Genomic DNA, 13,386 nt, shown 5'->3' on the forward strand with positions numbered 1-13,386 from the left:
ATCGAAGCAGCCGCCTGAACCGTGTTGACCGAGAGGGAGCTGGCATTTTGTTCTACTCACCGCCCCTTGACGGTTGGCCGCCCAGACGCTCACCGTCCGTTTCTAGGATGGCGAAGGAGTAGTTATCCACCCAATTGCCCCGGATGGGCAGTACCTGGCGCTTACGGCCTTCCCTTGTCATGCCAACTTTCTCCAGCACCCGAATTGAGGCCGCGTTTTCCACGGCGCAGCCCGCTTCAATACGGTGCAGGTGCAACTCGCGAAATCCGAATTGTATTAGCTCGGTCAATGCTTCGGTCGCAAACCCCTGGCCCCAATGAGTTGGCAATAATTTGTACCAGACCTCCGCATTTTTAAACGTAGGCTTACCGAAGTTGAGGGCAATCAATCCCATGAAATCACGGCTTCCTAAACGCTCAACACCGAAAACGTAGCCTACGCGGGGAGTGGCCAACTGTTGAGTAAGCCAACCCTGCAGCAACTGATTAGTCGTTTCCAGGCTGTCAGGAATGCCTAGCGTATTGAACTCATCTACTTCGGGCAAGGAGTTCAACCGGTGAATGGGCGCTAAATCGGCCTGGGATAATTCCCGCAGGCGTAAACGGGCGGTCAGAAGTTCCATTTTCTAAGAGTAGTTGAACAAGATTGTTTGTCATTGTCAATGAGGCGGAGACTGGGCTCCCTACTTAGGCCTTAGATAGAGGCTTCGCAGTGGTGCACCTTACCGCCGGTAGCACATTGCTGCGGCTTCTCCCGGCACGGCGACCTCCAGCCTTACGGTGCCAGGCTGGCGTGCAGTGTTTGCAGCACGCCTTCATAGGAGGCGCCAATGGGGATGCTGGTGCCCGCCACGGTCATTTCGTGGCGGGCTATTTTCTCTATCTTACCCACGGCCACGAGGTAGGAGCGGTACACCCGCACGAAGCGGTGCGCCGGCAATTGGCGCAAGGCATCGGCCAGCGTCTGGCGCGTGAGCACCCGCCGGGTGGCCAGCACGTAGGTGAGGTAGTTGCCATCGGCTTCCACGTACAGAATCTCCTGCAGCAGCAGCCGTTCTTCCTCGTAACCGGTTTTAACCAACACCGCGGGGCGGCTGGCGGGGCCCTGCGCGTGGTGCCGTTCCAGCGCCCTGGCGCAGGCTTTGGTAAAGCGCGCCAGCGAAAACGGCTTGAGCAGGTAATCGACGGCGTCCAGCTCGAAGCCCTGCACGGCGTAATCGGAGTGGGCCGTGGTAAAGATGAAGAGCGGCCGTCGGGAAAGGCCCTGCACCAGCTCCACGTCGGTCAGGTCGGGCATGTGAATGTCCACGAAGAGCACGTCGACCGGGTGCGCTTGCAGGAAAGGCAGGGCCGTAAAGGCGTTCGTGAAGCTGCCGCGCAGTTCCAGAAACGGCACCTTGGCCGCCAGCAGTTGCACTACCTGCAGCGCATGCGACTCGTCGTCGATGGCAATGACGGTGAGCATGTTATAAACGTAAAAAAAGAAGAGTTAGCGGGGTGGGTCCAGCAGCCGGCGTAGCGATACCTGGGTGCCCTTGCTAGCGGGGTTCAGGGCCAGGGCGCATTGGTAGAGAAAGATAGCCTCGCCGCGCAGGCCCGTGTCGCGGCAGGCGTCCCCGTAGCTGTCATACACGTTGAAGCTGGCCGGAAACAGGATGGCATTCAGCTTGAACACCTCCACGGACTGCGCCGGGTAGCCGTTGTGCAGCAAATCGTAGCCCAGGCGGTTGAGCTCGTTTTCGCGCAGGTAGTAGTGCGCCGTGTCGGCCCGCAGCGCGTTGAACTGCCCCCGGACGCGGGTCGTACGGCTCACGCCCGCTCCGCTACCAGCCGGTGCAGGTCCTGGGCATTTTCAAACGCGGCGCCCATGGTGTTGTTAAAGTAGGCGTACACGTCTTTCCCCTCCTGGAGGTAGTCGTGTATCAGCTCGGCCTGGTCGTGCAGAAAGTCGCGCTCGTAGGACTCGCGGTAATTGCCCTTGGGGCCGTGGAAGCGCAGATAAACAAAGTCTGCTCTCTCGTTTAGCCGGGCGTTTCGGGCGGGGCCTTTGTCGTGCAGCACGAGGCTGGCGCCGTGCTGGTCCAGCATCTCCAACGCATCCTCGGCGTACCAGCTGGGGTGACGAAACTCCACCGCTGTGCGCCACTCGTGGGCAGGGGCTGCCGCGGCCAGCGCATCCAAGAGGGCACTAACTGCCTTTAGCTGGCGAATGGTGTTGCTGGGCGGGAACTGAATGAGCAGGCAGCCCTTTTTGGTACCCAACTCCCGTGCAGCCTTTATAAAGCGGGCAATGCCGGAGAGGTCCTCGGCCAGCGCAGTGGTGTGCGTAATATCGCGCCACAGCTTGAGGGTAAAGTCAAACGCCGGGACGGTTTCCGCGGCCCAGGCGGCAAACGTTTTGGGCTGGGGGATGCGGTAGAAGGTGCTGTTAATCTCCATCGAGTTGAGCAGGGTGGCGTAGTAGAGGCGGCTCGTGGCCTGGTAGGCTTCCGGAAAGGTGGCCTTGGGGCCGGGCACGACGATGCCGCTGGTGCCGGTGCGCAGGATACCGAGGAGGGCGGGCATGGGAAGGAGTTAGACGGGAGTGTCGTGGTCTAACGTGCCACGCTGCCGCGGCGTTTTACCTCAGGCGCCTCTTCACGGGGTCCCAACGGAAAGACTTTCGACGCCGGCAAGTGCCACGAGTACGCCGTGGCCACCGACCGCAACGACTAGCTAACCCAACGAGCTGTTGCAAATGCGTATCTAAAGCAAAACGAGCGGACTATCTGGCCCGCTCGTTTTGATTCTATTTCCCTTCAGGTAGACAGTCTGACGTTCTGCAAAAACCTCCCAGCCCGCGCCCACGGCTGGTAGTTCGTGTTTGATTTGTGCACAAAGTGGTTTGATAGGTATTACGCAGCCCTCTGGCGGTGGGGGACCTTTGCTTTATAACCCCAGCAAACCACGGACATGATCCCCACTGCGGAAAAAATCGATTTGCTGTTCCAGCCGTTTGCATTTAAGCGCGGCATCACCCTCCGAAACGCGGTGGCCATGGCCCCGATGACCACCTGGTCGAGCAACGATGACCTGACCATCTCCGACGAGGAGGCTCGGTACTACGAGGCCCGTGTCAACGGCGTGGGCCTGGTCATCACCGGCTGCTCGCACGTCACGCCCAACGGCCAGGGCTTCACCGACGAATTCGCTTCCCACGACGATTCCTTCATTCCCAGCCTGCGCAAACTAGCCACGGCGGCTAAGAGCGGCGGCGCGCCTGCTATCCTGCAAATTTTCCACGGCGGCAACAAGGCCCTGGCGGCCCTCGTGCCCAATGGGGATATTGTGAGCGCCAGCACGATGGACATCGAAGCCACCGCTTTCACGCCTCCCGCCGCTTCGCGTGCCCTCACCGAAGAAGAAATACAGGGTATCATTCAGGACTTTGGCCAGGCCACCCGCCGGGCCATCGAGGCCGGCTTTGACGGCGTGGAACTGCACGGCGCGCATGGCTTTTTGCTCCAGAATTTCCTCTCGCCCTTTTTCAACCAGCGCACCGACCAGTGGGGTGGTTCGCTCGAAAACCGCCTGCGCTTCCCACTGGCCGTGGTAGCCGAAGTCCGGCGCATTATCCAAGAGCACGCCACCGGGCCTTTTCTGCTGGGCTAACGCATCTCGCCCGACGAGCCCCAGGTAGGCGGCCTGCGCATCGCCGACGTGTACGAGCTGCTCGACCGCCTCATTGCGCTCGACGTCGACTACGCCCACATCTCGCTGCCGAGCGTGCTGACCGCTAAAGCCGTCGATAGCCACGACGACCAGTTGGTAATTGAGGGCATCCTGGCGCGGGCCAATGGCCGTCTGCCCATCATTTCCGCCGGCAACATCCGCACACCCGCCGAGGCGCGCCAGGCCCTGGACCTCGGACTATCGGTGGTAGCCGTGGGCCAGGCCCTGGTGGTGAACCCCAACTGGCTGGAGCTGGCCGCCAGCGGCCGCGAAGACGAAATCACGGGGACCTTGCAGCCCTCCACCGTGGCGGAGAAACACATTCCCGGCAAGCTGTGGGGCATCATTCAGGTGGCCACCGGCTGGTTCACCGTGGCGGCCGCGTAGCCCCGTTCGGTTTAGCTGAAGCGTTTTCTCCCTTTCGATACCACCCGCCCGGCCAACGCCGAGGCCACCGGCGCGGGCCACGCCATCTACCTCCGGTTGCCTACCACCACTCAACCTCCCCGCTTATGGAAAAGAACCTGCCGCCCACCGCCGGACCCGCCGGCACAAGTCGTGTCCTGAGTCGCCGCGACTTCGTGACCAAGTCCGTCCTGCTAGGGGCCAGCTTAGCTGTCGCCCCCGCCTTGCTGGCCGCCCGCTCCACCGGGCACGGCCAAACATCTCCCACCACAAAAGCTCCGATGAAAACCCGGAAATTGGGCACGCTCACCGTTTCAGAAATTGGCGCCGGCTGCATGAGCATCAGCGCCAACTACGGCCCGCCCGCCGACAAAGCCCAGGGCATCCAGCTTATTCGCACCGCTTACGAGCAAGGCATCCGCTTCTTCGACACGGCCGAAGTGTACGGCCCCTACACCAGCGAAACGCTGGTGGGCGAAGCCCTGGCCCCGTTCCGCGACCAGGTCGTCATCGCCAGCAAGTTTGGCTTTAAGATTGACGGCACCACCGCCCTCGACAGCCGCCCGGCGCACATCCGCAAAGTGGTGGAGGAGTCATTGAAACGCCTGCGCACGGACCGCCTGGACCTCTACTACCAGCACCGCGTCGACCCCACCGTGCCCATCGAAGACGTGGCCGGGACCATCAAAGACCTGATTCAGGAAGGCAAGGTGTTGCATTTCGGCCTCTCGGAGGCTGGTGCCCGCACCATTCGCCGGGCGCACGCCGTGCAGCCGGTGAGCGCCGTGCAAAGCGAATACTCGTTCATGGAACGCAGCCCCGAGCACAACGGCGTGCTGGCCACCTGCGAAGAACTCGGCATCGGCTTCGTGCCGTGGGGCCCGGTGGGCATGGGCTACCTCACCGGCACCCTCGACGCCCGCACGCAGCTCGACCCCAAAACGGACCTGCGCGCCGGCTTCGACCGTTTCACCCCGGCCGCCCTGGCGGCAAATCGGCCCATTGTAGACTTCCTGACCGGGTTTGCGAAAACAAGGAACGCCACGCCCGCCCAGGTTTCGCTGGCCTGGCTGCTGGCCCAGAAGCCCTTTATCGTGCCCATCCCCGGCACCCGCAACCAGGCCCACCTGCACGAAAACCTCGGCGCTATCCAGCTGACGCTAACCCCGGCCGACCTGCAGGAACTAGCCACCGGTTTCGCTCACCTGCGGGTACAGGGCAGCCGCATGAACGCCGCGCAAATGCAACAGGTGGAAGCGTAAGCGCGCCGCCACCGCCCTTGTGCGGCCTACGTGCCCACGTCTCCGTATCATTCTCCAAACCCCCGCCTTTCGTTCGGGGTAGTATCCACTGCTTTTTTACCGACCGCCACCATGTCCCAACCCCTGCCCGAACCGCGGACCATTTATCCGCGCACGTCGCCCACCGGGGGCGAAGTCACCGTGCTCACCATGGCGGAGGCGAACTGCGGCTTGGGTAAGTACGACCGGCGCGACGTGTTCAAGTGCATGCTGGTGTTGCAGGGCGTCAATGAGCTGCACTACGCCACCCGCAGCTATGCCATCGACCGGCCCGCGCTGGTGTTCACCAACCGCCTGGTGCCCTTTTCGTGGGAACCGGTCGAAGGGTCCCCCGAGCAAGTGGGCTACGTCATTGCCTTCACCGAGCCGTTTCTGCACGCGGCCATGCGGGGCGTCAGCCTCAAAGAGTCGGTGCTCTACCGCGTCGACGGCAACCCAGTCTATTACCTCGACGACGCGCAGCAGCGCTACTTGGGCGAAGTGTTTGGCCGGATGCGGAAGGATTTTGACACCGACTACGAGCACAAGGACGAGCTGCTGCGCAGCCAGCTCTCGCTCATCGTCCACGAGGCCGCCCGCCTGGAGCCGGCCAGTCCGTTTCTGGCCGTGGCCACCAACGCCGCCGAGCGCGTCACCAACTTGTTTATGACCCTGCTGGAAATTCAATTTCTAGTGACCAAGGAGTACCACGAGCCCATCCCGAAAAATGCCCAGGACTACGCTGACCGCCTGGCCCTGCACGTCAACAGCCTGAACCGGTACGTGAAGGAAGTGACCGGCAAGCCCACCTCGGCCCACATTGCCGAGCGCTTCACCAGCGAAGCCAAGGTCCTCCTGCATCACACCGACTGGAGCGTGGGCGACATCGCCGACTGCCTCGGCTTCGAGTACGCCACTTACTTCCACCGCTTTTTCAAGCAACACACCGGTACCACCCCGCTAGCCTTCCGGCAAGCAGCCTAACAAGCGACACTGTCCTAGTGCCAAACCAAAACGAGCGGACCATCTGGCCCGCTCGTTTCGTTTCCACCCTACACCTCAACATACGGCCGGTCCTTAAAGTCCCCCGGAAAGTCGCCGCCCTAATGCACTCGGGCATCAGCCGCCTTCATCAGCCGCGCAAACTTGCCCAAGCGGCACTAAAGCAAAGGGTTGCGATACTTGTCCGTGGAACACGCAGTAATAATTTATGTGAAGTCACATGACTACACATTTATGTGAAGTCACATGACTACACAATAGAAGCCGACATTATTTTTCATTCGAAAAATCGAGCGGCAACCCCGGGTCTTAAGGTTCAACGCACGGCCATCGGCTATGCTCCTCCGGCCCCCTTAATGCGTTGCAGCGGGCAACAATAAGAGTCAAACAGACAGCGGGTTAGATACTTGTCCGTGGAACGCGCAATAATTTATTTTGTGATTTAAGTCACTGATAATCAGTGATAAATTATTGCATAAATTGTTCATGGCCAGCATTACGTTCTTCCTGAAAGAGCCCAATCAGGCGCAGCCCACGCCCATCATCGCCCGGGTATCGGTGGCCGGCACCAAGATTAAGGTATACACGGGCCAGCGGGTAGCACCTGGGAAGTGGCTACAGGCTGCTCAACTGGTGCAGACCCGCGGCAACGCCCAGGGCGGGGTACTCAACGCGGCCCTCGCAGCCCAGCGCACCCGCCTGGAAACCTATTTGATTGAAGCCTTGGCCGCCGGGCGGGTGCCCACGCCCGAGCAACTCCGCCAGGTGCTCGAGCCAGTGCCCATCGCGGGCCCGCACGAGCCCAACCCCACCGAACCCGAGCCGGTATCCGCTGATTTGGAGCCCGCTGCGTCGGAGTCCGGCGAAGACCCCGACGCGGAGCCGGCCGCCCCGAACCTGTTCACCGCCTATGAGGCCTGGGACCGGGCCCAGGCCGATCGACTGAGCCCGCGCACGCGCCAAAGCAACGCCACCACCTTAGGGCACCTGCGGGCGTACGGGCGGGCCACCGGCGAGCAAGTCGACTTCGGGACATTGACGCCGGCCTTCGCCGCGCGCTTCACCGCCTACCTGCTGGCCACAGCCAAATTGACCGATAACTCCGTGGCCAAGGTGCTCACCCGCCTGAAGGCCTTTCTGCGCGACGCCCAGGTGCAGGGCCTGGTGCCGCCCCAGGAGTTGAAGTATCTCAACTGGCGCCGCAGAGAGCCGGGCATCATGACCCTGACCACCGAAGAAGTCGGGCGGCTGGAGGCCGTGCCGCTGGTCGAGGAGCCCGGGCAGCGCAACGCCCGCGACCTGTTCCTGCTGGCCTGCTACACCGGCCTGCGCTACTCCGACCTGGTGGCCCTGCGCCCCGAGCACTGGCAGGGCAACCTGCTGCGCCTGCGCACGCAGAAAACGCGCGAGACGGTGACCGTGCCGCTGCGGCCCGGGGCGCAAGCCCTGCTCGAGCGCCTGTTCGCCGGCGAACTCGAATTCATCAGCAACCAGAAGCTGAACGAGCACCTCAAACGCATTGGCCGCAAGGCCGGCTTGTACGGGTGGGTGGAGCGCGTGCGCTACGCCGGCGGGCAGCGGCGGGCCGAGCGTCTGAGGAAGTACGAACTGCTGACCTGTCACACGGCCCGCCGCACCTTCGTCACGCTGGCCCTGGAGGCCGGACTGCGGCCCGAAACGGTCATGAAGTGCACCGGCCACAAGAGCTGGGAGACATTTAAACGCTACGTGCACATCGCCGACCGCACGGTGGAGCGGGAGTTCGCCGCCGTCTACGGCAGCGGGCCGGGGCGTTAGTAGGGGAGGGCCGCAGCAGGGAAGCAGGGAATGACTGGTAAAAACTACCGGCATCAACGGAAACCGACGAGCGTGGAGCATAATACTGGGGGCATCACCCTTGCTCATTTCGCCTCATGCCTCCTAGCTCCCCCCTCGCGGCCGCGGCGCCGTTTTTGCTGCTGTTTTCCCAGGACGAGTACCGCACCGACCTGCGGGCCATCCTTCGCGAGGAACTGCGCCAGGTTCTGCGCGAAGAACTGGCGGCCCAGGCAGTCACCCCCACCGCGGCCGCCCGCCCGGAGAGCCCAGCAGTTCAAGCGCTGCTCAGCGTCAAGGAAGCGGCGGCCTTTCTGGACGTGTGCGTGGCCAGCATTCACGCGTGGAAGCGCCGCGGCCTGCTCCCGTACCGAAAACTCGGCAGTCGGACACTCTTTTCGCCAGAAGACCTACAGGCAGCCCTGCAACAGCCCCCGCGCCTGGACGGCAGGCGCACAACACCCCGGCGGGGCCGGGGGATTGAGAAATCGGAGTAGCGCCAGGGTAGCGGGTGTTGCAAACCCTCGAAACCTGCAGGCCCCCGGGGACACGCTGGGTTCTGAGCTGAACGCGACAAAGTTGGCGACCACCCCCTGTTCGAGCCGGTGGTCTCATGTGTCCCCAGGGTTGGACACTAGTTTTCGAAGGTGCTGTCTCTGAAGCGGCGAAAATCACCAGCTAGTTTATTGAATTAATGTGTTGTAATAGAAGTGGTTATAATAATAGGCTTGGAACTGGAAATAATTTGTCAAATGTTGATTTGCTGCCTAATGGTTTAGCTTATTCCAACGCCTTATTGCGGGCGCCGGCTTTCCATTTAGGGGACCTTTTCACTCATCTTTTAAGCCCAACCCGTGAAGCTTGCAGTAATCGGCAGCCGCCATGCCACCACCGAGGCCCACTATGAACAACTCAGCCGCGAACTAGACGCCCTGGCCGCGGCCCAGCCCATCAAGCTGATTATTTCCGGGGGCGCCTTAACAGGCGCCGACGCCCACGTTGAGCGCTACGCTCAGTCCAGAGGAATTGCCATCCAAATACACCGCCCGGATTACAAGGCACACGGCCGGGCTGCTCCGTTAGTGCGCAACCAACTGATTATAGATGCAGCCGAGGCCTGTTTCGCGCTGTGGGACGGGGTCAGCAAAGGTACCGGCCATGCTCTGCGCCACGCGCGCAAGCGCGGCCTGAAGCTAATCATTGTGGCACCGCTGCCCTAAGCCGCCTCAGTTCTGGTCGTTACCGTCGGCCGGCTTCTTCGCCTATGCCTGCGGATGTAGATAAGGAACCGGGGCGAGGTGGCGATAAAGCCCTTTCCTGCGTTGACAGAGTCACCTTTTTCGCCGGGACGGTAACAACGCGGCGCAACCGGCTGGGCGTGGGTTTCAGCTTGAAAGCCAGGGGGTGGGTCACCCCTGACAGAGGGATGGGCTGACACGGAGTGGGAGCGGGCGTATGCACCGCGTAAGGGCGTTTTGTGAGGCTTCCCGGGCTCCTATAATGGTGCGAACGACCCGTTACTGGCGGACGCTACGAGCAGCTGGGCCTGTTAAGGCGCGGTTATCGATTTGTTAAAGCCTAAGGACCAAATGATTACCTGACAAGGGGCTTCGCCTTTAAAAGAACTAGGTGTAGACTTCGCGTAAGGCGGGGCCTATGCCCGAAGGCCCCAGCGCTTTTACCAGCAGAACGCGCGGTTGTCTCGACAACCCACGAGTGCCGAAGGCGGGCCCGTGCCGGAATGGCGACGGGGCGACAGGGAAAAAAACAGGGCGGAGGCGGGAAAGGCCCGGTTGACGATGTCGAAGGGGCCCTAAGCACAACCACAAAACGGATTAAAAACCTGAGCGCAAGCGCTGTCACTTTTGGGCCTGAGGGGGGCTATACACTAGTAGACACCGGCTCCCTGCTTTTTGCTCAACCCATGACCGTCCCGCTAATCTACGCCTTGTTGCTGGAATTGCAACAAACAAGTCGCGAAGAAACCGTCCGGGACGTTCGCCAAGCCTTGGTTCAACACCGCGGCTCACTGCCCGTGAAGATGCTCGCTGGAGCGACCACGCGCGAGGCGGCGGGGCTGCCGCTCGTGAGCGTCTCGACGGTCCTTATTGGGGAGAAACGGCCCCGGCCGGCTTATCGCAACGCCGGGCCGTCGTGCCTGGCCGCGGCGCGCTGCCGGGCTCGATGCGACCCCGCCGCCGCATGCCGTCGACGACCACTCTGCCCCGCGTCGGAAACGGGCGGCCCCTGTCCCGCGCGGCCACAGCAACCCGCGGGGGCGAATGCTGCCTCCCGCGGCCCGCCGCCAGCGCCCTTGGAGCGGGTCGCGGGTCACGCAAGTGCGCCAGCGTCTTCACCAGCTCCAACGCCTTTACCACCTCACCACGGTCCGGATTACCGGCCATCAACTTTCACCCCGTTATGAACAATCCCTCCAACCCACACGGCTCGCCCGGCCAGACGGACGCAAAGCCACTCCCATCCGTTTCGCAACCCCTCACGTCGTCCTACCCGCCGCTGTCCACCTCGGCGCCTGGCGGCTGCCGGCATAACCGGTGCGAGCGAGCTCGGGGAGCCACGTTGCGGAGTCAGTACCCCGAGGTGCGCCGGCATTTGCTGGCTGTTCAGGAAGGTGCCCGGATTTGCGGCTGGGGCTCGCCCTGGGCGGACCGCGAGCTGGCTAGCATGGACCGGCTGTTCGCCGACACGCCCGCTGCGCAACGCCCGGAATCGCCTTCCGCGGAAGGCGACGTACCCACCGCCCGGTGCTCGCCCGGCCAGTCCGACGCGTGCCGCTACTCCACGCCGAGCTTAGCGAACCATCCGGCGATGCCCGTGCTCCCACCACCGGCGCGAATGACCTTTGACCGCTACGAGGACCGGCAGTACTACCCCAACCTGGACGACTGCCCGCCGCCCGCCGCCATCACCTTCCGGGAGCTGGACGTGTGGCTCACCGACCCCTACAGCTCGCTGCTTGCCGAGACCAAAGCCATCGCCCGGGAACTGCCCACCCTGATGCAGGGCGGTTACGAACCCTTCATGCTGCCAAGTTCGTGCTTCGTCAACTTTAGCGCCCGCGGCACGGCCGAAAGCGGCGCAGCAGTGGCCACCGGCCTCGGCGTTCTCCACTTCGAGGTGGACCCCGCGCGGTTTACCGGTCAGGTCCGTCGCGCCTTCCTCGGCGAGGCCTTCGGCGGCATCCACCCGCCGCTGCTGCTGAACCGGTGGCCTTCCCAGCTCGGCCTGACGGCGGTCGTCGCCTTGCCTTCGGGGCCGGAAAGCTATGCTCAAAAGATTGAGGACCTCGTGGTGCATTTCACCCTCCAAGACCGGTACCGGGTCCTGCGCTGCCACCCGTGGCAGAACCAGGACCCAAACCGCCCGACAACCTTGTACTACGACCCAAAAACCGCTTTTCGTTCGGACCTACTGGGCTAGCACCAAGCCCGTGAGCCGCCCCGGCGCGACAAGGCGCCGGGGTACTTCGCTGGCGGCAAGTACCATCCCCCTCGATACGAAGGAGCGGCCCGGGCCGCGTGGGAAACTCGGCACTGAAACCGCCCCGAGGTTCACGCCTATATCCGGTGCAAATCCTTTACCGGCCACCAGTAGGGGCGGCGTCACGCCAGGGCCCCGGTGGCCCGATACCGTGCCCTCCGCCGCCGATAGCCAGCCGGGGAGGATGCACGACCTCATTTTTTACTAACGGGCTTCGAAGCCCATTTGCTCTCCCATGAATTCTCACCAATCACGCCCTTCCGGCATGCAATTTCACGCGGACTCTTCCGTGCTCGAAACCCTAACGGCCTTCAACCAGGAGGAAGCCTTTCGAAAGCCGCTGCAGTTCCTCGCTGGCGCTCCTGCCCCCCAACCCAACGGTGAGTTAAAGCTGCCGGCAATTGCTTACGACAGCCTTACCTCGCCGTTTCCGCACGACCGAAAATTCGACCGCAATTTCAGTGTGTGGTTCTTGGAGGACGACCAGCGGGAGCTGTTTTTCCGGGCCGTGTTCATGCTCAAAGCCACGGACATCACCGTTTTCGTACAAAACGGGGTGCCGCAGGGGCTGCGCATCACCGCGTGCCGTGGCACGGAAACCGCTCAGGTCGTTCTCTACCACAACAAGTCCGGGGCGTTTCGCAAAGCCGTGGCGGAAAGCCCACAGACAGCCCTTGGCCAGGAAGTCATGCGCCTGCTTAATCGGCCCCTGCCGCTGTTTGCCAACGAAGTAGACGGCCTTTTCGCCGACGGGCTGCCGCTGCAACTCGTGTCGGCTTACTATCAACTCCACGACGGGGCCCACAAGCGCCAGTGGACGCTGCCGTGGATGGAGCTTGGTCCCAACGCGTTAGAGTTGTGGTTTCAAGCCCCACAACACGGCCTGGCGCAAGTGCTGCTGCATTACGGGCCCGGCGATGCACCGATTCAGGCCCGGGTGGCCCAGGTGCAATCCAACACCGTCCTCGCGCCCTTGCAAAAACTGTTGCTCAGCCTCAGCAGCGCGGCGAGCGGAGCCGAAGGCGTAGCAACCCAATCCGCTTAGAGGCCCATAATTGGTCGAAGCGGCCGTCGATTGAATTATCGACGTCCGCTTCGACCGCGGCCTTGGCCACGGCCGCCGGTCGGGCGCTGGCCGAGGCGCGCAGCCCGGCTCGTTCGAGCCAGTGCCAAGGCGAAGCCGCTCTTGGAGGCCTGCAAGGCGGGCGGCGCGGCGCCGTGGCCCCAGTGGCCGGTACCGTACCCTCCTTCGGTTCTCCAACGCTGAAGGAGGGTGCACTACCTCTTTTTCACCGACGGGCCTAGCAGGCCCTGTTCACTACTTCCCCTCATGAAAAACCTTACTCAAACCTCCCAGCCAAACCCGGCACCCTCTGCTTTTCACTTCGACCCCGTGTTGGGCCGGCAACGCGAGGTGCAGGCATTGCCCGAAGGCCTGCGACAGGTATTGGCCGAAGTCATTGCTCGGCTCGAACCCGCCAACATCACCGTGCGCTGCATCGAACGGATGCCTCTCGCGCTCCGTGTGGCCATCAGCCGCCCAGATATCTTCGAGGACGAAGTCGGCATCGTCCTGCAGTACTTCAACAAGGCGCTGGTGAGGGGACGGGCTGTGCGGCAAGGCGGCGACTCGCAGCTGATACAGGACGCCCTGCGGTCCCTCAATGCTTAGA

At 62.6% G+C, this 13,386-nt stretch carries 14 protein-coding genes; 10 read left to right on the forward strand and 4 right to left on the reverse strand.

What is annotated here, in order from left to right; genetic code table 11:
• Positions 1-52: 52 nt before the first annotated feature.
• From I2H31_RS09585 to I2H31_RS09600, 4 genes are all read right to left on the reverse strand, one after another.
• A complete protein-coding gene (locus I2H31_RS09585) occupies positions 53-622 on the reverse strand; it encodes a GNAT family N-acetyltransferase (protein ID WP_196292802.1) in 570 nt (189 codons plus the stop codon).
• A 152-nt stretch (positions 623-774) separates the two neighbouring features.
• Positions 775-1,464: a LytR/AlgR family response regulator transcription factor gene (locus I2H31_RS09590; protein ID WP_196292803.1), complete on the reverse strand. Its 690-nt coding sequence runs from the start codon at positions 1,462-1,464 to the stop codon at positions 775-777.
• 24 nt (positions 1,465-1,488) lie between these two features.
• Complete coding sequence (locus I2H31_RS09595) at positions 1,489-1,812, reverse strand: hypothetical protein (RefSeq protein WP_196292804.1); 324 nt, start codon at positions 1,810-1,812, stop codon at positions 1,489-1,491.
• Positions 1,809-2,564 carry a DUF72 domain-containing protein gene (locus I2H31_RS09600; RefSeq protein WP_196292805.1) on the reverse strand — a complete coding sequence of 252 codons (756 nt, stop codon included), beginning with the start codon at positions 2,562-2,564 and terminating at the stop codon, positions 1,809-1,811. The genes I2H31_RS09595 and I2H31_RS09600 overlap by 4 nt, the downstream gene beginning before the upstream one ends.
• A gap of 387 nt (positions 2,565-2,951) precedes the next feature.
• Between I2H31_RS09600 and I2H31_RS25130 the strand changes: the two genes are divergently transcribed.
• The 10 genes from I2H31_RS25130 (at position 2,952) to I2H31_RS09645 (ending at position 13,385) form a co-directional block, all read left to right on the forward strand.
• The gene (locus I2H31_RS25130; RefSeq protein ID WP_230687620.1) at positions 2,952-3,650 is read left to right on the forward strand and encodes an oxidoreductase; all 699 of its coding nucleotides are present in this window, start codon (positions 2,952-2,954) and stop codon (positions 3,648-3,650) included.
• Positions 3,651-3,698: 48 nt separating this feature from the next.
• Positions 3,699-4,097 carry a beta/alpha barrel domain-containing protein gene (locus tag I2H31_RS25135; protein ID WP_230687622.1) on the forward strand — a complete coding sequence of 133 codons (399 nt, stop codon included), beginning with the start codon at positions 3,699-3,701 and terminating at the stop codon, positions 4,095-4,097.
• 125 nt (positions 4,098-4,222) lie between these two features.
• Complete coding sequence (locus I2H31_RS09610; protein ID WP_317192207.1) at positions 4,223-5,377, forward strand: aldo/keto reductase; 1,155 nt, start codon at positions 4,223-4,225, stop codon at positions 5,375-5,377.
• 111 nt (positions 5,378-5,488) lie between these two features.
• On the forward strand, positions 5,489-6,379 hold the full coding sequence (locus I2H31_RS09615; protein ID WP_196292806.1) for a helix-turn-helix domain-containing protein: 891 nt from the start codon (positions 5,489-5,491) through the stop codon (positions 6,377-6,379).
• Positions 6,380-6,883: 504 nt separating this feature from the next.
• On the forward strand, positions 6,884-8,194 hold the full coding sequence (locus I2H31_RS09620) for a site-specific integrase (RefSeq protein WP_196292807.1): 1,311 nt from the start codon (positions 6,884-6,886) through the stop codon (positions 8,192-8,194).
• Between the two features lie 116 nt (positions 8,195-8,310).
• Positions 8,311-8,709, forward strand: a complete 399-nt coding sequence (locus I2H31_RS09625; protein ID WP_196292808.1) for a helix-turn-helix domain-containing protein — start codon at positions 8,311-8,313, stop codon at positions 8,707-8,709.
• A gap of 357 nt (positions 8,710-9,066) precedes the next feature.
• Complete coding sequence (locus tag I2H31_RS09630) at positions 9,067-9,432, forward strand: SLOG family protein (protein ID WP_196292809.1); 366 nt, start codon at positions 9,067-9,069, stop codon at positions 9,430-9,432.
• 1,636 nt (positions 9,433-11,068) lie between these two features.
• Positions 11,069-11,653 carry a hypothetical protein gene (locus I2H31_RS09635; protein WP_196292810.1) on the forward strand — a complete coding sequence of 195 codons (585 nt, stop codon included), beginning with the start codon at positions 11,069-11,071 and terminating at the stop codon, positions 11,651-11,653.
• 325 nt (positions 11,654-11,978) lie between these two features.
• Complete coding sequence (locus I2H31_RS09640; RefSeq protein ID WP_196292811.1) at positions 11,979-12,758, forward strand: hypothetical protein; 780 nt, start codon at positions 11,979-11,981, stop codon at positions 12,756-12,758.
• Between the two features lie 285 nt (positions 12,759-13,043).
• Positions 13,044-13,385, forward strand: a complete 342-nt coding sequence (locus tag I2H31_RS09645; RefSeq protein ID WP_196292812.1) for a hypothetical protein — start codon at positions 13,044-13,046, stop codon at positions 13,383-13,385.
• Position 13,386: the final 1 nt, after the last annotated feature.

The organism is Hymenobacter ruricola (assembly GCF_015694525.1).
Taxonomy (GTDB): Bacteria; Bacteroidota; Bacteroidia; order Cytophagales; family Hymenobacteraceae; genus Hymenobacter; species Hymenobacter ruricola.